Consider the following 20,880-nt stretch of genomic DNA (forward strand, 5'->3'; position numbering starts at 1 on the left):
GCGGTGACTTATGACTGCACTTTATAAAGAGCTACAGCCTGCGGATTCGTTTAAGATACGGTTGCCATACCCTTTTTCGAATTATGACCGTCAGTTGTTGACGATTTTGTACCAGCCGATGATCGGTGCAGAAGCCGTCGCTTTTTACTTGACGCTTTGGGCGGAAGGCGAAGCGGCAAAAGAAGAAGCTACCCATTACACGCTAATGAACTTATTGGGCCTGCCGATTGCTAAAATTTTTGAAGCGAGAATTCAGCTTGAAGCTATCGGCTTATTGAAAACGTTCCGCAAGGACGCAGAAAACCGGTCTTTCGTTTACGAACTATGTCCGCCGCTTGATCCAAAAACGTTTTTTGCAGATCCGCTCCTGTCGATGTTTTTGTTTAGCAAAATCGGTGAAGCGGCATATCGCCGTGCCCGGGACCGTTTTGTCGTCCAGGCAGAAGACATGGCGGGATACGAAGAAGTGTCCCGCACGTTTACGGATATATATCAGCCGGTCCATGCAAAAGCGGGATATCCTTCGGAAGAGCCGGAACTGCATGAACGCAAACGGACAGAATTTGATGCAGATGCAGAATTCGATTTTGATTTGCTCCGGCAAGGGTTATCGGAACAATTGGTGCCCAAACGAGTGCTGACAGCTTCTATAAAAGATACAATTTCAAAACTGGCATTTTTGTACGGCTGGGGACCATTGGAAATGCAAAAGGTTATATTGTTGGCGATTGACGACGATTATAAACTGACAGCCGAAAGTGTGAAGCGGGCTGCATCGGAATACTATAAGTTGACCGTAGCCACCACTGCGCCAAAGCTTGTGCAAGTACATAAAACGGAGCCGAAAGTGACAGAGCCTCCAAAAACGAAGCAAGAGGAATTGCTGCTTTATTTGGAATCGGCATCTCCGGTTGAAGTGCTGCGCGATATCGCCAATGGCAAAGAACCGCTTCCGGCGGATGTTCAGTTGGCGAATCAGTTGGTTATGCAGCATGGGATGGAACCACCGGTTGTCAATGTGCTGCTGCAATATGTTTTGCTTCGAACCGATATGAAACTGACCAAAGCGTATGTGGAAAAAATCGCTTCTCACTGGCTCCGGAAGAAAGTGACGACAGCAAAAGAAGCGATGGAACTGGCGCGTATCGAGCATGCTGAGTACATGAAATGGAAATCAGAAGGATCTCCTGCATCATCAGCCAAATCGTCTGCTTCATCCAACAGAAAGCCGGTCCGTGAAGAAAAGCTTCCAGAATGGTTTTATCAGAAAGATGAAGTGCCCGCTGCTAAACCCCAGTCCGCAAATGACAATCTTGAAATAGAAAAACAAAAACTTCTCGCGAAACTCGCGATGAAGAAAGGTAAAGGTGAGTAAATGGAGCCGATCCGTGAAACGATGAAACGCGTGGTGAACGCCCCGGCTTTTTCAGAGCGCTATAGCGAAATGCGAAGAGAAGTGCTTGAACATCCGGGCGTTCAAAAGTTTTTAGAAGAACATTCAACTGAAATTGATAAAGGCATAGTTGACAGAGGTATGCACAAACTATATGAATTTATTGACCAGTCGCATGATTGCAATAAATGTCCGAGCCTTGGCGAGTGCATCAACCATCTAAAAGGGTTTGAGCCGCATCTTGTGCTCGAACGCGGAACGATAGGCATCGATTACGTGAAATGCCAGTCTAAAACCAAATACGAAAATAAACGCCAAGCATCCTCAATGATTCACAGCATGTATATGCCAAAAGAAGTGATGCATGCGACACTTTCAGGATTTGAACCTGACGATAGCCGAATGGAAGCATTCCGTGCGGTCGGCGCATTTTTGGACGAAGCCACGGGACCGGATCATCTGCCGGAAAAAGGGTTGTTCCTTTATGGCAAGTTCGGCATTGGAAAGTCTTATCTATTAAGTGCTGTTGCAAATGAACTTGCGGAAATGCGTATTAAAACTGTACTGGTCTTCGTTCCTGAATTCATGAGGGAAATGAAACAGGCGATAGGTGACCAAACTTTGCAGGAGAAAGTCGATTATGTGAAAAAAGCAGATGTGCTCATGCTCGATGACATTGGAGCAGAAGCGATGTCCAGCTGGACGCGTGATGAAGTTCTTGGGACAATCTTGCATTACCGGATGGCGGAGCGCTTGCCGACATTCATGACATCGAATTTCAGTTATTCGGAGCTGCAGCACCATTTGACGTACACGCAGCGCGGCGAAAAAGAAGATTTGAAAGCGGCGCGCGTCATGGAACGGATCAAAGCCTTGACAACTCCTGTAAAAATGGATGGACGCAACCGGAGAGGTTAATAGAAAAATTATGGGTAAGCCAGATTTTTACTGCCAATGAAATTTGGATTCGACCTATCCAAATTTAATAGACCTATCTATGTTGTGCTAAAGAAATGAGCTTTTACTATTCGCTTCGGCTGCTCTGGGAAGGGCAAAGATTATTGCTTCTGCATCGCTTCGCTGCTTCGTCGCAAAAGAGGGTCCCAAATCCTTTGAGCCCCTCTTTGGCTCCTATAAGAAGCCTAGAAGATCGCTTGTCTTCTTGCTTCGCCTGGCTCGAGGACTCACCGTCGCTAAGATCGTTGTTTATAAAAAAAATCCTCTACTGTTTTCGTTTTTTCTCATAAAAGATATGGGGCAAAACAACGGAGACTTCCGCTCGACAGCGGCTTTAAAAACATATGGTCCCGCGCAAGCTCGTCGCAGAGCTATCCGTCTCGCAAGCTTCGAGTGATAGCTTCGCGGAGTATCAACAGTGAAAAATCATCGGTTCAACTTATATAGCACGTTTAATCTTTATAATTCCTTTTTCTATGGGAAGACGGTTGCGTTTTTAATTTATTCGCAGTATAGTAAAAACAATCGAAATATGATTTGAAATGCTTTGACAAGGACAATAGCGAATTTGTACGACTTTTAGAGAGAGAAGCCCTGGCTGCAAGCTTCTTAGTACGGCAAACCGCTTACCACCTTCGAGCAGCAGCTGTGAACTTTTAGAGTAGCAGCTGACGGTACCGGCCCGTTAGCCGATGCAGAGCTTCGTTTTGAATGGATTCGTCCATTCAGGATAGAAGAAGGGTGGAACCACGAACAGAGCTTCGTCCCTTTGGGATGAGGCTTTTTTGCGTTTTCAAAGAAAAACGGCAGTTCCAGCCCCTGCAGCCACCCTATAGCTGAGACACCTTGGAGGCTCTTGCAATCAATGAGCTAGGTGCGAAGCTAAACAAAGAAAAAGGAGAGATTGCAATGTCAGACATGATTCAGTTAACATTCCCAGATGGAGCGGTAAAAGAATTCGAGCGCGGCACTACTACAGAAGACGTCGCTCAATCAATAAGCCCGGGGCTGCGCAAAAAAGCGTTAGCAGGTAAAGTGGGCGATAACTTGGTCGATTTGAAAGCACCGATTGCTGAAAATGGAGAAATCGCCATTGTTACTCCGGAATCGGATGAAGCGTTGGAAATTCTGCGCCACTCAACTGCACACCTGTTGGCGCAAGCGGTGAAGCGCCTTTATCCAGATGCCAAACTTGGCGTTGGCCCGGTTATTGAAAACGGCTTTTACTATGATATTGATACAGAGCAGTCGATTACAGCTGAAGATTTGCCGGTGATTGAAAAAGAAATGAAAAAGATCATCAATGAAAACCTGGAAATTAAGCGCCTTGACGTTTCGCGTTCTGAAGCGCAAGAACGCTTTGCTGCAATTGAAGATCCGTATAAATTGGAACTTCTAGAAGCAATCCCGGAAGACGAACAAGTTTCGATTTACGAGCAAGGCGAATTTTTCGACCTTTGCCGGGGCATCCACGTGCCATCGACTGGAAAACTAAAAGAATTCAAATTGTTAAGTGTGGCGGGAGCGTATTGGAGAGGCGACAGCGACAATAAAATGCTGCAGCGCATCTACGGAACTGCGTTCTTCAAAAAAGAAGACTTGAAAGCGCATCTTGATTTCTTGGAAGAAGCGAAAGAACGCGACCACCGCAAAATCGGGAAAGAATTGAATTTGTTCATGAACTCCCAAAAAGTCGGACAAGGCTTGCCGATGTGGCTGCCAAAAGGCGCAACAATCCGCCGCATCATCGAGCGCTATATTGTCGACAAAGAAGAACGCCTCGGCTATGACCATGTTTATACTCCTGTTATGGGCAGTGTAGACTTGTACAAGACTAGCGGACACTGGGACCATTACCAGGAAGACATGTTCCCGGTCATGCAGATGGACAATGAAGAATTAGTGCTCCGCCCGATGAACTGCCCGCACCATATGATGATTTTCAAACAAGGCATCCATTCCTACCGCCAGCTGCCGGTCCGCATTGCGGAACTTGGGTTGATGCACCGCTATGAAATGTCTGGCGCATTGTCAGGACTCCAGCGCGTTCGCGGCATGACATTGAACGACGCCCACATCTTTGTCCGTCCGGATCAAATCAAAGATGAATTCAAGCGCGTGGTGAATCTAGTAATCGATGTTTACAAGGATTTTGATATCAAAGACTACTCGTTCCGTTTATCGTACCGCGACCCGGAAGACACAGAGAAATACTTTAATGACGATGCGATGTGGGAACGCGCGCAGTCAATGCTGAAAGAAGCGATGGACGATCTGGATTTGCCTTATGTAGAGGTCGAGGGCGAAGCCGCATTCTATGGACCGAAACTGGACGTTCAAGTGAAAACAGCGCTAGGCAAAGAAGAAACCCTGTCGACTGTCCAGCTTGATTTCTTGCTTCCAGAACGTTTCGACCTTTCGTATATTGGAGAAGACGGCAAGCAGCACCGTCCGGTCGTTATCCACCGCGGCGTGGTTTCCACTATGGAACGTTTTGTTGCCTTCTTGATTGAAGAATACAAAGGCGCTTTTCCAACTTGGCTGGCGCCAGTCCAAATCGAAGTGATTCCAGTGTCCCTTGATGCACATAGTGACTATGCGAGAAACTTGCAGGAGAAAATGCAGGATCACAAACTTCGTGTCGATATCGATGAACGCGATGAGAAGCTTGGCTATAAAATCCGTGAAGCGCAAATGCAGAAGATTCCTTACATGCTTGTTATCGGAGATCAGGAAGTGGAAAACGGTTCGGTCAACGTCCGCAAATATGGCGAACAAAAATCGGAAAGTATGCCGTTTGATGACTTCTTGAAAATGGTTCAAAGCGAACTTCGATAAGATGGTTGACATTGTCAATCAGGGGTGCTATTATAAGTAAGGTTATTGAATACTTATATGTGCTAAGCAGGAGCACCCGCTTCTCACCTGATTGACGAATTGTTGGCAGGTATACACGATTGACTTTCACACGCTTTTTGCGTGCTGTCATACTTTGCGGGTGGACCTCTGTGGTCCACCCGCTTTTGTTTTGGATCGGACCTGTAAACCGGCAACATTCGTCGGTTAAGCATTTAAGATATTCGCGACACTATCCGGAGGTGGATTAATATTAGCAAAGACATTAATGTAAACGAAGGTATTCGTGCACGTGAGTTACGGGTTATTGATCAAAACGGTGAACAGCTCGGAATTAAAACGCGTAACGAAGCACTTGAAATTGCGTCTCGTGTCAACTTGGATCTTGTACTTGTAGCTCCTCAGGCTAAGCCGCCGGTCGCTCGTATCATGGACCACGGCAAGTTTAAGTTTGAGCAGCAGAAGAAAGATCGTGAAATTCGTAAAAATCAAAAAGTCATCGTTTTGAAAGAGGTTCGTTTGAGCCCGACGATTGATGCTCATGATTTTGATACGAAGCTTCGCAATGCTATCAAGTTCCTTGAAAAAGGCGACAAAGTAAAAGCTTCAATTCGTTTTAAAGGCCGTGCAATCACGCACAAAGAAATTGGTCAGCGAGTCCTCGAACGCTTTGCAGAAGCGTGCGCGGAAGTAGCGACAGTTGAACAACGCCCTAAAATGGATGGCCGCAGCATGTTCTTGATGCTAGCGCCGAAAAACGAAAAAGAATAACAGAACAATTTGTTTAGGAGGAATTCCAAATGCCGAAAATGAAAAGCCACCGCGGTGCGATGAAACGTTTCAAGAAAACTGGAACTGGTAAAGTAAAACGCAACCGTTCACACACTAGCCACTTATTCGCAAACAAATCAACAAAACAAAAACGTCACCTACGCAAAGGGAAACTTGTTTCTGCAGGCGACTTGAAGCGCATCAAATCTTTGATCTACAACATGAAGTAATTAGAAAAGCGCAAGCGCCCTTGTAGGTTTGATAGGCATGCGGCCTTGAGAATTTGGGCACTTGAGTCAACACAACAACAAAAATCGAATTCTTTATATTCAAGCAGGAGGTAATGAGATATGCCACGCGTAAAAGGCGGAACAGTGACGCGCCAGCGTCGTAAAAAAGTTATAAAATTAGCAAAAGGATACTATGGTGCAAAGCACATCCTTTTCAAAGTAGCAAACCAACAGGTGATGAAGTCAGGTAACTATGCTTACCGTGACCGTCGCAACAAGAAACGTGACTTCCGCAGATTGTGGATCACTCGTATCAACGCAGCAGCTCGTTTGAACGACATTTCTTACAGCCGTTTAATGCACGGTTTGAAAGTTGCCGGCATCGATATTAACCGCAAAATGCTAGCTGAAATCGCTGTATCTGATGCAGCAGCATTCACAGCTTTGGCAAACGCTGCTAAACAAGCAGTAGCTAAATAATAGTAGAAAACAAAAGGCTGACGAATTTTCGTCAGCCTTTTTATTCTGTATGGAAAGAGGAGCCATCAAATGTTTTGGATAATAATAGGCTATTTTACTGCAGTATCCCTTCTCGCTTTTTTCATGATGCGCATCGATAAAGCTCAGGCACGCAAGCGCGGCCAGCGCATTCCGGAAAAAAACCTGTGGACAGCCGCTATTTTCGGCGGCGGCATAGGCGCATACCTTGGCATGATGCTGTTTCGACATAAGACAAAACACACCAATTTCCGTGTCGGCTTTTTGCTTCTTGCGGCCATTGATGTGGTGTTAATTGTCTGGAGTTGCCAAGCGTTTTTGTAGGATAAATAGAAACATGGCGACAAGAAGAAAAAGGAGGATGAGAAATCATCCTCCTTTTTTCATTAACTGCTCGATTGGGTTTTTCCAGTTGATCGCAGCATCCGGATAATTTTTTCGGATTTCCTGTTCCAAAAAATCAAAATCTTCTTTAGCGAAGTCCATTAACATTTTAAGCTCATGCGTCCATACGAAAATAGAGACCACCCTAAAAGCGTTCTCCTCTGGCCCTGTATACTTTTCGCCTTCAAAAAGGACCCCTTTATAAGCTAAAAAAAAGTTCTTTCGTGGATTTTTAATATCATCAGATAAATAATAGGTTTTGGCCTTTATCGCCGCATCGAGTTTTCGTCTTGGATCGGACATATGCCGGACGAATCTATAAATTAGATAAACGATGAGTGCTAATACAAGGATGCGGATGAGAAATGCCATGCGAAATACCTCCTATAGCTCCAGAATCTACTGTATAATACGTACGGAAGCAGGATAGGTTTCAAAAATATAAGGAGGGGTTTCATGAAGCTGCAAAAATTATTCATAATGCAGAAAGAACTGGACCGTTTCATCCAATCGAACCGGGACATAAGTGAGGACGTCTTCCGCAAAAAAGGACTGGCATTATTAGTGGAACTTGCGGAGCTCGCAAACGAAACACGTTGCTTTAAATTTTGGAGCACAAAAGGCATGTCGGAGCGATCCGTCGTTTTAGAAGAGTATGTCGATTCGATTCATTTTCTGTTGTCACTTGGCCTTGAAAAAGGATTTGAAGAACTTGAAGAGTGGCCGAAACCAGCGGCTGAAAGCGACTTGACTGAACTGTTTTTAGGGACATTCAATGCAGTGCAGCAGTTTATAGCAGAGCCTGTGCTTGGGAATTACATAAAGGCCTGGAGTTGGTATGGCGCAATTGCACTCGCACTGGAATTCAGCTACGAAGAAGTGCTGCAAGCGTACATTCATAAAAATCAAACCAATTACGAACGGCAAAATGACGGCTACTAAAAGGCAGTAAGAATTTTTTGATAATGGGATTGCTTTGATTTATAATGGACAAGTACGAACTATTTAGGAGGTCGAACTAATGTCGAATTTGGATGAAACATTGGTAATGCTAAAAGAATTGACGGATGCGAATGGTATTGCTGCAAACGAGCGCCAGCCTCGCGAAGTAATGAAAAAATACATAGAACCGTTTGCTGATTCTGTGGAGACAGATGGCCTTGGCAGTTTGATCGCCAGAAAAGAAGGACAAGCGGGCGGACCGAAAATTATGGTGGCCGGACATTTGGATGAAATCGGCTTTATGATTTCCCAAATCGATGACAAAGGCTTCTTAAAGTTCCAAACAGTCGGCGGCTGGTGGTCGCAGGTCATGCTAGCACAGCGTGTAACTATCACGACGCGCAGCGGAAAAGAAGTGATTGGGGTTATCGGTTCCAAACCGCCTCATATCTTGTCTGCTGAAGCGCGCAACAAACCGGTGGATATTAAAGATATGTTTATCGATATCGGCGCATCTTCACGTGAAGAAGCGAAAGAGTGGGGAATTACACCAGGAGATATGGTGACTCCTTATTTCGAATTCAATGTCATGAACAACGACAAATTGCTTCTTGCTAAAGCTTGGGACAACCGCATTGGCTGTGCAATTGCCATTGATGTATTAAAAGGCTTGCAAGGCCAGGAACATCCGAACGTCGTCTACGGCGTTGGTGCGGTTCAGGAAGAAGTCGGTTTACGCGGCGCGAAAACGGCGGCAGCTCTTATCCAACCGGATATCGGTTTTGCTGTTGACGTGGGTGTAGCCGGAGATACTCCAGGAGTTACAGCGCAAGAATCCAACAGCAAAATGGGCGACGGCCCGCAAATCCTGTTATTTGACGCTTCAATGGTCTCTCACCGAGGTTTGCGTGAACTTGTGGTCGACACGGCTGAAGAAAATGGCATACCGTATCAATTCGAAACAATCGCCGGCGGCGGAACGGACGCAGGTTCCATTCACTTGACGGCGAATGGCGTACCGTCGCTTGCAATCGGCGTGGCAACCCGCTATATCCACTCGCACGCAGGCATCTTGCATCGCGACGATTACGAAAATGCAGTAAAATTGATCATCGAAGTGATCAAGAAGTTGGATAAAGACACAGTTGCACGCATTACATTCGAATAATAAAGAAAACCCTCCGCTTTTGCGGAGGGTTTTTATTTGTGAACGATCAATATATTAATGGTTTATAGGAAAAGTTGTGTAGAAATAAAACTGTTCTTGGTGCTTTAAGAATCAAACACAAAGCCCTCCGTCAAATACAGAGGATTTTTAATTAGAAATAATGTTATGTGAACTTGACTAAATGTTAAGTATATATTACATTATGTTATATAAACAACACATCTTCAAGAGAGAGGGCGAGGCGTTTGCTTCGAAATCGAGTGAAAGAATTGAGGGCGCGGTATAGCTATACGCAAAGCGAGTTAGGCAAGCGGGTGGATGTCACCAGGCAGACGATCGCATTTATTGAAAAAGGGGAGTTTTCACCTTCTATTACATTGGCCTTGAAGCTTGCACAGGTACTAGAGACAAAAGTAGATGAATTATTTTGGCTGGAAGGAGAAGAGGAAGATGAAAAATGATATTCGCCTGAATTATCCGATATGGATGATGGCATTTATTGTATTGCTCGGTGTATTTGCTTATGGCATCAATTCGCCCACAAGAGAGTGGGTCAATTCAAGCACTGAAACAAGTTTGACAGTTAAGGTTGAAGCGCTTGAGGGCTTTATGGTATTTGCTTCCTTACTGCTTTACATAATCTTATTGACAGTCTTTTTATGGAAGGTGAAAAAGCACAATACCGAAAACCCGAAGCAAAAAATCTCCATCTGGTCCATCCGGCCGCCGGAATATTTAGAACAGGATGAAGGTATGACGCACATTACACGAATCGCAGTGCAGAAAGTTTATACATTTATTACTTGGTCCTTACCGATGCTCGCTACTGTGGCTATTCTTCTGCCTCTGCCTCGGCTAATGCTCATTTACGGGATTCTTGCAGTGGCATTCGGCCAATATCTGGTCTACTATTTGGAAATTCGCAAGCATTTAAAGGAGGAAACGGAATGATTTACGAATATTTTTTGGTATTTCTAGGAGCGGCCATCCCTTGGTTTGAAATTGCATTGGTTATTCCACTCGGCATTGTGGCAGGGTTGTCGCCGTTTTGGGTAATGGCCATGGCATTTATCGGGAATATGTTGACAGTGCTAGCGCTTATCATCGGCTTCGATAAATTCAGGGATTGGTACATGAAACGCCAAGAAGCAAAAGGAAAGGCGGTAAACAAAAAAAGCGAACGCGCAAAACGAATTTGGAACAAATATGGCCTGCCTGGCCTTGCACTTCTAGGCCCGATTTTAATCGGCACGCATATTGCAGCATTTATCGGAATGACCCTTGGAGCAACAAAAAAGAATACGACGATTTGGCTGACCATCAGTATCGGCATTTGGACTTTGGCGTTCGGCATCTTGACAGCGCTTGGTTTCGACTTTTTCACGAGAGCCGGTTGACCTATGATATACTGGAGCTATTCTGAAATAAAGGCGTGAACCATAATATGAAGAGAATTGAATCAGTGCAGAACTCGCTCGTCAAACACTGGAAAAAGTTAGGCACTACCCGGAAAGAACGCGATAAATTCGCTGAGTTCCTTGTGGAAGGCTTCCATTTAACTGAAGAAGCATTAAAGAAGAAGGACTTGATTAAATCGTTGATCGTCCGCGAAGGAGTAGAAGTTCCTGCCGAATGGGATGTGGAAAATGTTCCTCAATATTCAGTGACGGCAGCCGTCTCTAAGGAAATTTCAGAAACCGAGCATTCGCAAGGGATTTTCGCCCATTGTGCTCAACCCGAATTTTCTGCGGATGAACAGAAGAAATGGAATACGTTGCTGCTAGTAGATGCAGTGCAGGATCCCGGCAATATCGGAACGATGATCCGCACAGCTGCGGCAAGTGGAATCGATGCAGTGATTCTTGGAAAAGGCAGTGCTGATCCATTCAATCCTAAAACTGTCCGTTCCGCACAGGGATCCCATTTCCAAATTCCTGTAGTCAAAGGGGAATTGCCGGAATGGATCGCTCAGTTGAAAGGGCGCAGCATTCCGATTTTTGGCACAGCCCTGCAAAACGCAACACCGGTCCATGAAGTGGCAAGCCAAGCTCAGTTTGCTTTGGTTGTCGGCAATGAAGGAAGCGGAGTAGATCCGCTCCTATTAAAAGAAACGGATCAGAATTTGGTGGTGCCTCTCTATGGCCCGGCAGAATCGTTGAATGTTGCGGTGGCTACAGGGATTTTGCTTTACGGACTTGTTTCCAAAAGCTAAAGTTGAATTCACTGGAAATGTTTCGTATACTTAATGAGTAAATAATGAAAGGCAAAGGCGGCTGTTTTGCGCTGATGTCTTGATAAAAGCAAAAGCGACGACCGGGAAAAGTACGTGGCGCCCTTGCATCCCAGGAAATCTGCACCTTGACTGAAAGTGCGGATATGCAAACGTTTCGGAAGTTCACCCCGCGAGCTGCCCGACGGGACCAGCAAGAGTGCTGTAAAGATGGGCCGGTGAAGAGCCGTTATGTAAATGAGTGATTGTGCATGCGCAATAACTAGGGTGGTACCGCGAATAATGCCTCGTCCCTTTTTAGGGACGGGGCTTTTTTATGTTCAAAGGAGGAGAAACAATGGAAGAGCAATTGCAAGGATTGAAAACCGAAGCGCTGGAAAAAATCGCATCAGCGGCAAGTGTCAAAGAACTAAACGATGTGCGTGTCGCCTATCTTGGGAAAAAAGGGCCGATTACGGATTTGTTGAAAGGCATGGGAAAACTGCCTGCTGAAGAACGTCCGAAAATGGGCGCGCTTGTCAACGTCGTGCGGGAAGATGTAACAGCTTCACTTGAAGAACGAATGGCGATTCTCGAGGAAGCAGCGATAAATGAAAAATTGCAAAGCGAAACAATCGATATCACATTGCCGGGACGCCCGGTTAAAACGGGGAATCCGCATCCATTGACGCGTGTAGTGGAAGAAATCGAAGACTTATTTATTTCCATGGGCTATGAAATTGCAGAAGGTCCGGAAGTGGAAAAAGACTATTACAACTTCGAAGCGTTGAACTTGCCAAAAGGCCATCCGGCACGCGATATGCAGGATTCCTTCTATATAACAGAAGATATTCTGCTGCGTACGCATACTTCGCCTGTACAGGCACGGACAATGGAAGCAAAAGGCGGAGAGCCGATCAAAATCATTTGTCCGGGGAAAGTCTATCGCCGCGACAGCGACGACGCGACTCATTCACACCAATTCACGCAAATCGAAGGCTTGGTCATCGGAGAAGATATCCGCATGAGCGACCTGAAAGGAACGCTTTCGGTATTCGCGAAAAAAATGTTCGGCGATGACCGCGAAATCCGCCTGCGCCCAAGTTTCTTCCCATTCACGGAACCGTCTGTTGAAATGGATATCTCGTGCTTCAAATGCGGAGGAACTGGCTGCAATGTCTGCAAGAAAACTGGCTGGATCGAAATTTTGGGAGCAGGAATGGTGCATCCGAACGTATTGGAAATGGCAGGATACGACTCTAAACGCCTGACAGGATTCGCTTTTGGCATGGGGCCAGAACGAATTGCCATGTTAAAGTACGGCGTTGAAGATATTCGCCACTTCTACACAAATGACGTCCGCTTTTTATCCCAATTCCAACGCACCGAAGTTTAAGGAGGAAACTAGAATGCTCGTATCTTTAAAATGGTTAAAAGACTATGTGAATCTGCAAGAGTTGCCGGCACAAGAACTGGCTGAAAAAATCACGCGTTCAGGGATTGAAGTCGATGCAGTCATCGACCGTTCATTCGGCATGACGAATGTTGTGGTGGGTTATGTTGAGGCATGTGAAAAACATCCGGAGGCGGATAAATTGTCGATTTGCCAAGTGAACGTCGGCGAAGAGACGACTCAAATCATCTGCGGCGCACCGAATATCGCTGCAGGCCAAAAAGTCATCGTTGCCCGTCCAGGCGCTAAACTGCCGGGCGGCATCAAAATCAAAAAAGCGAAACTGCGCGGGCAGGAATCGAACGGCATGATCTGTTCGCTCCAAGAACTCGGCATCGAAGGCAAACTCGTGCCAAAAGCGTACGCAGAAGGAATCTATGTGTTGCCGGAAGACGCGGAAGTTGGATCGGATGTTGTGACTAATTTTGATTTGGACGATACAATTCTGGAACTCGGACTGACACCGAACCGTGCTGATGCCATGAGCATGCTCGGCGTAGCATATGAAGTTGGCGCAATATTAGATGAAGAAGTTCAATTGCCGGAGATTGCGTACCCGGAAGCGGCGGAAAAAGCGGAATCCATGCTGACTGTTCGTGTAGATGATCCGGAAGTGAATCCGCTATACGTCGCCAAAGTAGTCCGCAACATCAAAGTCCAAGAATCACCGATGTGGCTGCAGCAACGTCTGATGGCTGCTGGCGTCCGTCCCCACAATAACGTTGTCGACGTAACAAATTACATTTTGATGGAATACGGCCAACCGCTTCATGCGTTTGACTATGATTTGCTTGAAACTGGCAATATCACTGTCCGCCATGCTAAAGAAGGCGAGAAGATTACGACGCTTGACGATACAGAACGCACATTGTCTGCGCATAACTTGGTCATTACGAATGGTGAAAAACCGGTTGCGCTTGCCGGAGTTATGGGAGGCGCCAACTCAGAAGTGAGCGGCTCGACGACAACCGTTGTTATTGAATCGGCATACTTTGAATCCGGCTCTATCCGCCAAACATCAAGAGACCATGGCCTTCGGAGCGACGCAAGTTCCCGCTACGAAAAAGGTGTGGATCCAAACCGTGTGATTCCGGCTGCAGAGCGTGCGGCTTCATTGCTTGCTGAACTTGCTGGCGGGGAAGTGCTATCAGGATCTGTCGTTCATGACAATCTTGACCGTGCGGAAAAAGTGGTTTCTGTATCTCCGGATTTCATTAACCAGCGTCTTGGCATGAAAATTCGTTTTGAAGATATGCTGGATATCTTGAACCGTTTGAAGTTCAAAACAGAAGCAGTCAACGGCCAGTTGGTTATTTCAGTGCCGACGCGCCGACAAGACATTCAAATTGAAGAAGACGTCGTGGAAGAAATCGCACGCCTTTACGGTTATGACGAAATTCCGGCGACGCTTCCGGAAATGGAAACAACGCCAGGCGGCTTGACGCCATACCAAGCAAAACGCCGTATTGTCCGCGCATTGCTGGAAGGCGCCGGATTGCTTCAAGCAACGACATACTCGTTGACTTCAGAAAAATCGGCGAAGCAATTCGCTTTGACAGAAACGGCAACTACTAAACTTTTAATGCCGATGAGCGAAGAACGCAGCACTCTGCGCCAAAGCTTGCTTCCGCATCTATTGGAGTCGGTTTCGTATAATACTGCACGAAGAAGCGATTCTGTAGCGCTATACGAAACAGGGTCGGTATTCTTGAAAACGGAAGATGAATTGCTGAACGAAGAAGAACATTTGGCAGTGGCAATGACAGGACTTTGGCTTGATAACAGCTGGCAAGGTGAACGCAAAGAAGCCGATTTTTATGTGCTGAAAGGCATCGTAGAAGGCTTGGCAGAAAAAATGGGTGTTGAGTTGACGTTTGAACGGGGCCAGATGGATGGCCTGCATCCAGGAAGAACTGCGTTCATCATGATTGACGGCAAGCGAATTGGCGTTATCGGCCAGCTCCATCCGACCGAGCAAAAAGCACGCGATTTGAAAACAACCATCGTTATGGAAATGAATCTGGCAGAACTGCTTCATCAAAAATCAGATGCGCTTGTTTACACGCCAGTACCGCGCTTCCCATCCATTTCACGGGATATTGCGCTTGTACTGTCAAAAATCGTGGAAGCCGGCACTGTGGTAAATGTAATCCGCAACGCTGGAGGCAAATTGCTGAAAGACGTCCGCGTCTTTGACTTGTACGAAGGCGACAAAATGGAACCAGGCAAAAAATCGGTGGCATTCTCTCTCACTTATTTCGATCCGGAAAAAACCTTGACGGACGAAGAAGTGACTGCTGTACATGAAAAAGTATTGCGTGCATTGACTGAAGTCGGTGCGGAGTTAAGAAGTTAAAAGAACTTCTGTTAATAAAGGAGGGAGAATCTTTGAGATTCTCTCTCCTTTTTATTGTGAAAAAATATAGTATATAATTTATATTTTTATAGGATTATATGTATAAGAGGCACTCTTGTTTGTGGTAATATCTATCTATTAGTAAGAAGGAGGATCTCTTGTGAAAAGTCTGGTACAAAATGAGAGAGGTTTGACGTTAATTGAAATTTTGGCTGCTTTAGTTATTTTAGGAATTGTGCTCATCAGTGTTATGAGCTTTTTTACACAGTCGGCTAAATTTACTGCCCATAATAATGAGAAGCTGACAAATGTGCAAGTGGCAGAAGAAGTCATAGCTGAGATTCGGCAAGGCAAGTATTTGAGTGATACCAGTTTTACAAGAGAGGGCGCTTATAAAGTTGAGATTGACATTAAAGATGGCCCTGAAAATTTAGAATTAGCAACTGTCGTAGTAAGTTCACCGGAAGGGGCTGGAATAGATGAATCGGATTTCACGACACAAATGTATTTTGAGGTGTCTCCATGAAGAGTGAAGATGGAGTTACATTAGTTGAGCTGTTGGGTGGATTGGTCATTATTGGCATCATTGTAGTTAGCATCATGTCTGTTTTCTCTAATGGAATCAAGTCTTCTGAGCGAACCACCAGCCGCCAAGAAATTCAGCAAGAAGCAAATCTCGTGGTTGAAAAAATTCGCTCAGCTTATTTGCAAAATGAGAAAAATGAGTTGATAACGGAAGAGTTTATAGTCAAAAAACAAGGGCAGAAGCTGGAAATCTCTGAAATATCTGAGACAGGCAGCACCATAAATAAGGTTATTTCAGAAGGTTATCATTATCAACTTTTCATGACGCAAACAGATGGGACCACAGGTTCTGTAGAAGAACTGGTATTAGACAGGTCTATAACTTCTCCGTTCCACCTGAAAATTTGCCCGAAGTCTGCTACGGGTGATTGTCCAAGCAATCAAGGGTTTGAAATCCAGACCTCATTCAGTAAGTTGAACTAGGAGGAAATCGGATGAACCGAATTCAAAATGATAAAGGTTATGCGTTATTATTGGTAATGTTATTAGTTGTACTCTTTTCAATTTTGGGACTTGGCTTACTAGCCTTAAATATGAATGCAGCAACGCAATTTACTACGAAGGAAGAACAAGTACAAGCAAGACACCAAGCAGAAATGGGGGTTTTGCACTATAAAGCCCAGCTGGAAAAAATAGTAGAAACAAATAAAATCAATAAAAACCTATCATGCACAGATCTTAAAAAAGCAATAGTGAATATCTCAAATAATGAAAATGCGAGTTATAGTATCACAAATGAAAACATTGATTGTGTTTCGGCGAACAAAAGCATCACTGTTTCGATTAATAGTGTAGGAAAATATAGAGAACGTGATGATCAAATAGAAGCTGAGTTCGTTGTCAACCAGTTAGGGGCAAATTCAGGGACTGGTGGAACCGGTACGGGTAGTGGAGCGATCCCGGTACCGTCTGATTACAACGATTCAGTAAAGGTCGTTGAAAGTGATTTCAAGTTCCTTAACGGTTCTTATAGCCCTGCCCAAAGCAGCATGCATATAAAAGGTGATGCAACGGTACAGTCAGGAAACAGCAAGGGTGGAAATGATATACTGATCCAAAGAAACTTTTTTGTGGATGGCAATATAGATTTTAAAAACCATGCCTGTTTGGCGGTTAGAGGGAATTTAATTGTGAAAGGAAACGTAAGTGCAACCAATAAAGTGTACATATTCGTTTATGGAAATGCATATTTTAATTCATATACGTATACGTCTTCCAACAATGAAATTTTTGTGACGGGAAAAGTGTTTGTCAACGGAATAGAAAAACCCAATAAGTATGGTCCTGTACCATCAGGAAAAGTATACGTTTACGGCAATGGAAATAAAAGTTGTCCGCTTCCCGGATCGGGGAATCCGGGAACCTCGCAATTTTCTTGGGAATTGGGCGATGAAATGAATGTTGATTATTTTACAGACTAACAGGAATAGAGCAGGCATATTTATATGCCTGCTCTATTTGTGTAAATAAAAATATCCAAATTACTATTAGTTAACCCCGCCGCTTCGCTGCCAGTACCTCCGCTTTCTTCGTATTCGCAAAATGATACTTCGTCAGCGATTTCAAATATTCGGCCCCTTTTTTTAGCAAGATCTTTGCAGCCGCTTCATCAACCAGTTTGCCTGCGCCTTTTGGCAGAATCAAGCCGGCTTCTTGGCTCATGCGATCCATTTCTTCCAGGAACGCAACGCGCGCAATGATTGAGGCACAGGCGACCGAAACGTGTAGCCCTTCCGCTTTGGTGGAGAATAGCACATTTTCCTTGATAATTTCTTTTTCATTTTTAACATGATTGTAATAGACGCCGCGTTCAGCAAATTGGTCGATAAGAATGGCGTCCGGCTTTTCTGGCGCCATTTTCCGCAGAACAAGCTTCAATGCCTGATTATGCAGCAGCGCTTTAATTTTTCCTTGCGACCAGCCTTTTGCTTGGACTTCGTTGTATTTCTCATTCTTTAGCGTAAGGACGTGGTGGGCAAACGCTTCTCTCAAATCCGGTGCTATTTTTCGCATATAATCATCGGTCAATAATTTGGAATCCTTTACGCCAAGCTCATGGGCGAGGCCGATTTTATCCGAAGGCACAAAGCAGGCAGCAACAGTAATGGGGCCAAAGAAATCGCCTGTGCCGGTTTCATCTGAGCCAAGGACAGAACGGCCTGCGAAGCCCTCAGGCAAAACATCGCCCTTTGTGGAAGCGGTTTTTGTGCCTGCTTCATCAGCCTCACCCCATTTAGCTGCCTCACGCTCTGCCCCGGCCCCCTGAAACATCACTTTTCCGGAATTATAGACAGTCAGCACCGCATCGGGCAGTTTTGCAGTGAAGCGGATATACTGTGCTTTGGCAGCCGCTTGCTGGTTCTTGTAGTGCGCAATTATTTGAAGCAGACTTTCCTCGGATAATTTTAGAACGACATTAGACATGGGTAAGTCTCCTCTCTTATGATTCACAAGCAGCTTGTGTTCATGTTATGATTATGTATAGAATTCTAAAGGGGGATGGAGCATTGTCGGATCAGCAGAAAATTCGCACTTCAGTTGAAATATACGGCCATACTTATAAAATGGTAGGCAGCGAAACTTCCGGGCACATGCGCCTGGTTGCGTCGATGGTTGATGAGAAAATGCGTGAATTCCATGCGATGAATCCATCTCTTGACAGTTCGAAGCTTGCTGTTTTAACGGCGGTCAATGCCGTAAATGACTATCTTAAACTAAAAGAACAAGTAGAACAATTGGAATTTGAACTCCGAAAACTGAAGGGTTGACGAACATGCTTGATATAATACTATTGATTTTATTGCTTGGCGGCCTGATTGTCGGGGCTAAAAGGGGCCTTGTGGTCCAACTGATCCACATGGTCGGATTTATCATAGCGTTGGTTGTTGCATATCTCTATTATAAACCACTCGCCGAATATTTTGTGCTATGGGTGCCGTACCCGGCCGTCAGCGAAGATTCGCGTTTTACCATTGCTATTGAGCAATTGGACTTGGACCAGACGTTTTACCAGCTTTTCGCATTTGCTTTGATTTTCTTTGCGGTGAAATTCGCATTGCAAGTGCTGGCTTCGATGTTTGATTTCCTAAAATATCTGCCTTTGCTCGGTTTTGTCAGCAAAATTCTTGGAGCTATACTGGGTGTGATCGAAGTGTACATACTGTTGTTTATTTTCATCTATGTGTTGGCGTTGCTTCCAATCGGTGCAATTCAAACTCAATTGGAGAATTCTGGAATTGCGAAAACAATGCTGGAACATACACCCTATTTCTCCGAGAAAGTAAAAGAATGGTGGTATATTTATATGTAAGTAGGAACTTCTCTCTTGCTGAGAGAAGTTTTTTTCAAGTCTAAAACTGGAGGATTCTGCATGAATAAAAAAATAATCATCAGAACACTAGAGAAAATCGCATTATATATGGAACTTAAAGGAGAAAATCCGTTTAAAGTGTCGGCATTCCGAAAAGCCGCACAAGCGCTTGAACTCGACCAGCGCAGCCTGGATGAAATCGAAGATGTCACCAAACTCAAAGGCATCGGAAAAGGGACAGGGGACGTCATTCTGGAGTTGATGGCAGACGGCAAATCCACCGTTCTGGAAGAATTGCAAAATGAAGTGCCGAAAGGGCTTCTCCCTTTGATGAAGCTCCAAGGAATGGGCGGCAAAAAAATTGCCAAGCTGTATAAAGAGCTGGGCATTGATTCCGCAGAAGCGTTGATGCAGGCATGCCTTGCCCACGACATCCAAAAATTGCCGGGCTTCGGGCCGAAATCCGAAGAAAAGATCTTGAAGGAATTGACGGATTTCGATTCGAAACCGGGGCGCCATCCGATTTGGCGGACAGAAGAAGCTGTGGCATTTATCGAAGAGGTGCTGTCAAAAATCGAAGCGGTTGCAAAATTCTCGGTTGCCGGGAGTTACCGGCGGACAAAAGAGACCAGCAAAGACCTCGACTTTATCATCGCGACGACTGATCCAATAGGAGTAAGAGAGCAATTGCTGGCAGCGCTTCCGGTGGAAAATACGATTGCAGCTGGCGATACGAAAGTATCCGTCACTGTAGAGTTTCAGGAAATGATTGATGTTGATTTCCGTTTGGTTGCGCCAGAAGAATTCGCGACAGCGCTGCACCATTTTACGGGTTCAAAAGACCATAACGTCAAAATGCGGCAACTTGCGAAATCGCAAAACAAGAAAATCAGCGAATATGGTGTGGAACAAGCCGATGGCTCGGTCAAGACGTTTGAAAACGAGACGGAATTTTATGCGTATTTCGATTTGCCGTTCATTCCGCCGACAGTCCGTGAAGATGGACGGGAAATTGACCGCTTGGATGAATTGCCGCTGCTTGTGGATCTTCCGGATATTAAAGGCGACTTGCACATGCACACTACTTGGTCGGACGGCGCCCATTCACTGACGGAAATGGTGGAAGCTTGCCGTGCTCGGGGTTATAACTATATGGTCATCACCGACCATTCGCATTATTTAAAAGTGGCAAACGGCTTGACGCCGGAACGCCTGTTGAAGCAAAATGCCGAAATCCGCGAATTAAACAAAAAATACGATGACATAGAAGTGATGTCCGGTACAGAAATGGACATTTTGCCGGACGGCTCACTCGATTTTGACGATAAAGTGCTGGAACAGCTTGACTTCGTTATTGCCAGCATCCACTCGAGCTTTCAGCAGCCCCAGGAGCAGATCATGGCACGCATTTTAACTGCGATGAAAAATCCGCATGTCGATATGATCGCGCATCCGACAGGACGCATTGTCGGGCAACGGAGCGGGTATGATCCAGACATGGAGCAATTGCTGGACTGGGCGAAAGAATATGGTAAAATCGTAGAATTGAATGCTAGTCCATACCGGTTAGATTTGGCTGTCGAGCATTTGGAAATGGCACAAGAAAAAGGCGTGCCAGTGGCAATCAATACCGATGCCCATGCAATTGAACAACTGGAAGTCATGGAGACAGGCATCAAGCATGCACAAAAAGCATGGCTTAAAAAGGATCATGTAGTCAATACATGGCCGCTTGAGAAACTGCAAGAATACCTGAAAAAATAGGAGG

The 20,880-nt window shown here is 45.1% G+C and carries 23 protein-coding genes and 3 other annotated features; of the genes, 21 read left to right on the top strand and 2 right to left on the bottom strand.

What is annotated here, in order from left to right; genetic code table 11:
* The first annotated feature begins 10 nt into the window (after window positions 1–10).
* The 7 genes from FQV28_RS04730 to FQV28_RS04760 all read left to right on the top strand — a co-directional run bounded on the left by FQV28_RS04730 (window position 11) and on the right by FQV28_RS04760 (window position 7,029).
* Complete coding sequence (locus FQV28_RS04730) at window positions 11–1,375, top strand: replication initiation and membrane attachment family protein (RefSeq protein ID WP_146494427.1); 1,365 nt, start codon at window positions 11–13, stop codon at window positions 1,373–1,375.
* Entirely contained in the window at window positions 1,376–2,311 is a 936-nt protein-coding gene (dnaI, locus tag FQV28_RS04735; protein WP_146494428.1) for a primosomal protein DnaI, read from the top strand.
* A gap of 577 nt (window positions 2,312–2,888) precedes the next feature.
* Window positions 2,889–3,122, top strand: a binding site (T-box leader).
* Between the two features lie 137 nt (window positions 3,123–3,259).
* On the top strand, window positions 3,260–5,188 hold the full coding sequence (thrS, locus tag FQV28_RS04740) for a threonine--tRNA ligase (protein WP_146494429.1): 1,929 nt from the start codon (window positions 3,260–3,262) through the stop codon (window positions 5,186–5,188).
* Window positions 5,189–5,246: 58 nt separating this feature from the next.
* Window positions 5,247–5,385, top strand: a sequence feature (ribosomal protein L20 leader region).
* Between the two features lie 73 nt (window positions 5,386–5,458).
* The gene (gene infC / locus FQV28_RS04745; protein WP_219905823.1) at window positions 5,459–5,977 is read left to right on the top strand and encodes a translation initiation factor IF-3; all 519 of its coding nucleotides are present in this window, start codon (window positions 5,459–5,461) and stop codon (window positions 5,975–5,977) included.
* 29 nt (window positions 5,978–6,006) lie between these two features.
* Window positions 6,007–6,207 carry a 50S ribosomal protein L35 gene (rpmI, locus tag FQV28_RS04750; protein WP_033541514.1) on the top strand — a complete coding sequence of 67 codons (201 nt, stop codon included), beginning with the start codon at window positions 6,007–6,009 and terminating at the stop codon, window positions 6,205–6,207.
* Window positions 6,208–6,327: 120 nt separating this feature from the next.
* Window positions 6,328–6,687, top strand: coding sequence for a 50S ribosomal protein L20 (gene rplT / locus FQV28_RS04755; protein ID WP_106533893.1), 360 nt, complete (start codon window positions 6,328–6,330; stop codon window positions 6,685–6,687).
* Between the two features lie 69 nt (window positions 6,688–6,756).
* Window positions 6,757–7,029, top strand: a complete 273-nt coding sequence (locus FQV28_RS04760; RefSeq protein ID WP_146494430.1) for a DUF1294 domain-containing protein — start codon at window positions 6,757–6,759, stop codon at window positions 7,027–7,029.
* A 45-nt stretch (window positions 7,030–7,074) separates the two neighbouring features.
* Here the strand turns inward: FQV28_RS04760 and FQV28_RS04765 are convergent, their stop codons facing one another.
* Window positions 7,075–7,461, bottom strand: coding sequence for a sigma-w pathway protein ysdB (locus FQV28_RS04765; RefSeq protein WP_146494431.1), 387 nt, complete (start codon window positions 7,459–7,461; stop codon window positions 7,075–7,077).
* An 84-nt stretch (window positions 7,462–7,545) separates the two neighbouring features.
* Between FQV28_RS04765 and FQV28_RS04770 the strand changes: the two genes are divergently transcribed.
* The 11 genes from FQV28_RS04770 to FQV28_RS04820 all read left to right on the top strand — a co-directional run bounded on the left by FQV28_RS04770 (window position 7,546) and on the right by FQV28_RS04820 (window position 17,223).
* Window positions 7,546–8,031 (top strand): dUTP diphosphatase, encoded by a 486-nt coding sequence (locus FQV28_RS04770; protein WP_146494432.1) that lies wholly within the window; start codon window positions 7,546–7,548, stop codon window positions 8,029–8,031.
* 79 nt (window positions 8,032–8,110) lie between these two features.
* Entirely contained in the window at window positions 8,111–9,199 is a 1,089-nt protein-coding gene (locus FQV28_RS04775; RefSeq protein WP_146494433.1) for a M42 family metallopeptidase, read from the top strand.
* Window positions 9,200–9,444: 245 nt separating this feature from the next.
* Window positions 9,445–9,660: a helix-turn-helix transcriptional regulator gene (locus FQV28_RS04780; RefSeq protein WP_146494434.1), complete on the top strand. Its 216-nt coding sequence runs from the start codon at window positions 9,445–9,447 to the stop codon at window positions 9,658–9,660.
* Window positions 9,650–10,150: a hypothetical protein gene (locus tag FQV28_RS04785; RefSeq protein WP_146494435.1), complete on the top strand. Its 501-nt coding sequence runs from the start codon at window positions 9,650–9,652 to the stop codon at window positions 10,148–10,150. Before FQV28_RS04780 ends, FQV28_RS04785 begins: the two co-directional genes overlap by 11 nt.
* Window positions 10,147–10,596, top strand: coding sequence for a small multi-drug export protein (locus FQV28_RS04790; RefSeq protein WP_146494436.1), 450 nt, complete (start codon window positions 10,147–10,149; stop codon window positions 10,594–10,596). The genes FQV28_RS04785 and FQV28_RS04790 overlap by 4 nt, the downstream gene beginning before the upstream one ends.
* Before the next feature lie 47 nt (window positions 10,597–10,643).
* A complete protein-coding gene (locus tag FQV28_RS04795; RefSeq protein ID WP_146494437.1) occupies window positions 10,644–11,411 on the top strand; it encodes a TrmH family RNA methyltransferase in 768 nt (255 codons plus the stop codon).
* Between the two features lie 88 nt (window positions 11,412–11,499).
* Window positions 11,500–11,727, top strand: a binding site (T-box leader).
* Between the two features lie 39 nt (window positions 11,728–11,766).
* Window positions 11,767–12,804, top strand: coding sequence for a phenylalanine--tRNA ligase subunit alpha (pheS, locus tag FQV28_RS04800; protein ID WP_146494438.1), 1,038 nt, complete (start codon window positions 11,767–11,769; stop codon window positions 12,802–12,804).
* Window positions 12,805–12,817: 13 nt separating this feature from the next.
* Window positions 12,818–15,217: a phenylalanine--tRNA ligase subunit beta gene (gene pheT / locus FQV28_RS04805; RefSeq protein ID WP_146494439.1), complete on the top strand. Its 2,400-nt coding sequence runs from the start codon at window positions 12,818–12,820 to the stop codon at window positions 15,215–15,217.
* A gap of 160 nt (window positions 15,218–15,377) precedes the next feature.
* A complete protein-coding gene (locus FQV28_RS04810; RefSeq protein ID WP_146494440.1) occupies window positions 15,378–15,743 on the top strand; it encodes a type IV pilus modification PilV family protein in 366 nt (121 codons plus the stop codon).
* Complete coding sequence (locus FQV28_RS04815) at window positions 15,740–16,225, top strand: type II secretion system protein (RefSeq protein ID WP_146494441.1); 486 nt, start codon at window positions 15,740–15,742, stop codon at window positions 16,223–16,225. Before FQV28_RS04810 ends, FQV28_RS04815 begins: the two co-directional genes overlap by 4 nt.
* 11 nt (window positions 16,226–16,236) lie before the next feature.
* On the top strand, window positions 16,237–17,223 hold the full coding sequence (locus FQV28_RS04820; RefSeq protein ID WP_146494442.1) for a hypothetical protein: 987 nt from the start codon (window positions 16,237–16,239) through the stop codon (window positions 17,221–17,223).
* Window positions 17,224–17,293: 70 nt separating this feature from the next.
* Here the strand turns inward: FQV28_RS04820 and rnhC are convergent, their stop codons facing one another.
* Window positions 17,294–18,226: a ribonuclease HIII gene (gene rnhC, locus FQV28_RS04825; RefSeq protein WP_146494443.1), complete on the bottom strand. Its 933-nt coding sequence runs from the start codon at window positions 18,224–18,226 to the stop codon at window positions 17,294–17,296.
* Window positions 18,227–18,309: 83 nt separating this feature from the next.
* Between rnhC and zapA the strand changes: the two genes are divergently transcribed.
* From zapA to polX, 3 genes are read left to right on the top strand one after another with little or no spacing between them, the layout of a single operon-like run.
* Entirely contained in the window at window positions 18,310–18,570 is a 261-nt protein-coding gene (gene zapA / locus FQV28_RS04830) for a cell division protein ZapA (protein WP_146494444.1), read from the top strand.
* A 5-nt stretch (window positions 18,571–18,575) separates the two neighbouring features.
* Window positions 18,576–19,112 (top strand): CvpA family protein, encoded by a 537-nt coding sequence (locus FQV28_RS04835; protein WP_146494445.1) that lies wholly within the window; start codon window positions 18,576–18,578, stop codon window positions 19,110–19,112.
* 60 nt (window positions 19,113–19,172) lie between these two features.
* On the top strand, window positions 19,173–20,876 hold the full coding sequence (gene polX, locus FQV28_RS04840) for a DNA polymerase/3'-5' exonuclease PolX (protein ID WP_146494446.1): 1,704 nt from the start codon (window positions 19,173–19,175) through the stop codon (window positions 20,874–20,876).
* Window positions 20,877–20,880: the final 4 nt, after the last annotated feature.

This window comes from Planomicrobium sp. CPCC 101079 (assembly GCF_007859275.1).
Classification (GTDB): Bacteria; Bacillota; Bacilli; order Bacillales_A; family Planococcaceae; genus Planococcus.

Bases quoted from the DNA above. Each gene is read 5' to 3' on its own strand.
- FQV28_RS04795 (WP_146494437.1), top strand. From the start codon at position 10,644: ATGAAGAGAATTGAATCAGTGCAGAACTCGCTCGTCAAACACTGGAAA.
- FQV28_RS04765 (WP_146494431.1), bottom strand. From the start codon at position 7,461: ATGGCATTTCTCATCCGCATCCTTGTATTAGCACTCATCGTTTATCTA.
- FQV28_RS04760 (WP_146494430.1), top strand. From the start codon at position 6,757: ATGTTTTGGATAATAATAGGCTATTTTACTGCAGTATCCCTTCTCGCT.
- FQV28_RS04775 (WP_146494433.1), top strand. From the start codon at position 8,111: ATGTCGAATTTGGATGAAACATTGGTAATGCTAAAAGAATTGACGGAT.
- FQV28_RS04770 (WP_146494432.1), top strand. From the start codon at position 7,546: ATGAAGCTGCAAAAATTATTCATAATGCAGAAAGAACTGGACCGTTTC.
- FQV28_RS04835 (WP_146494445.1), top strand. From the start codon at position 18,576: ATGCTTGATATAATACTATTGATTTTATTGCTTGGCGGCCTGATTGTC.
- FQV28_RS04815 (WP_146494441.1), top strand. From the start codon at position 15,740: ATGAAGAGTGAAGATGGAGTTACATTAGTTGAGCTGTTGGGTGGATTG.
- FQV28_RS04730 (WP_146494427.1), top strand. From the start codon at position 11: ATGACTGCACTTTATAAAGAGCTACAGCCTGCGGATTCGTTTAAGATA.
- FQV28_RS04785 (WP_146494435.1), top strand. From the start codon at position 9,650: ATGAAAAATGATATTCGCCTGAATTATCCGATATGGATGATGGCATTT.
- pheT (WP_146494439.1), top strand. From the start codon at position 12,818: ATGCTCGTATCTTTAAAATGGTTAAAAGACTATGTGAATCTGCAAGAG.
- rpmI (WP_033541514.1), top strand. From the start codon at position 6,007: ATGCCGAAAATGAAAAGCCACCGCGGTGCGATGAAACGTTTCAAGAAA.
- pheS (WP_146494438.1), top strand. From the start codon at position 11,767: ATGGAAGAGCAATTGCAAGGATTGAAAACCGAAGCGCTGGAAAAAATC.
- rnhC (WP_146494443.1), bottom strand. From the start codon at position 18,226: ATGTCTAATGTCGTTCTAAAATTATCCGAGGAAAGTCTGCTTCAAATA.
- FQV28_RS04820 (WP_146494442.1), top strand. From the start codon at position 16,237: ATGAACCGAATTCAAAATGATAAAGGTTATGCGTTATTATTGGTAATG.
- thrS (WP_146494429.1), top strand. From the start codon at position 3,260: ATGTCAGACATGATTCAGTTAACATTCCCAGATGGAGCGGTAAAAGAA.
- polX (WP_146494446.1), top strand. From the start codon at position 19,173: ATGAATAAAAAAATAATCATCAGAACACTAGAGAAAATCGCATTATAT.
- FQV28_RS04790 (WP_146494436.1), top strand. From the start codon at position 10,147: ATGATTTACGAATATTTTTTGGTATTTCTAGGAGCGGCCATCCCTTGG.
- rplT (WP_106533893.1), top strand. From the start codon at position 6,328: ATGCCACGCGTAAAAGGCGGAACAGTGACGCGCCAGCGTCGTAAAAAA.
- dnaI (WP_146494428.1), top strand. From the start codon at position 1,376: ATGGAGCCGATCCGTGAAACGATGAAACGCGTGGTGAACGCCCCGGCT.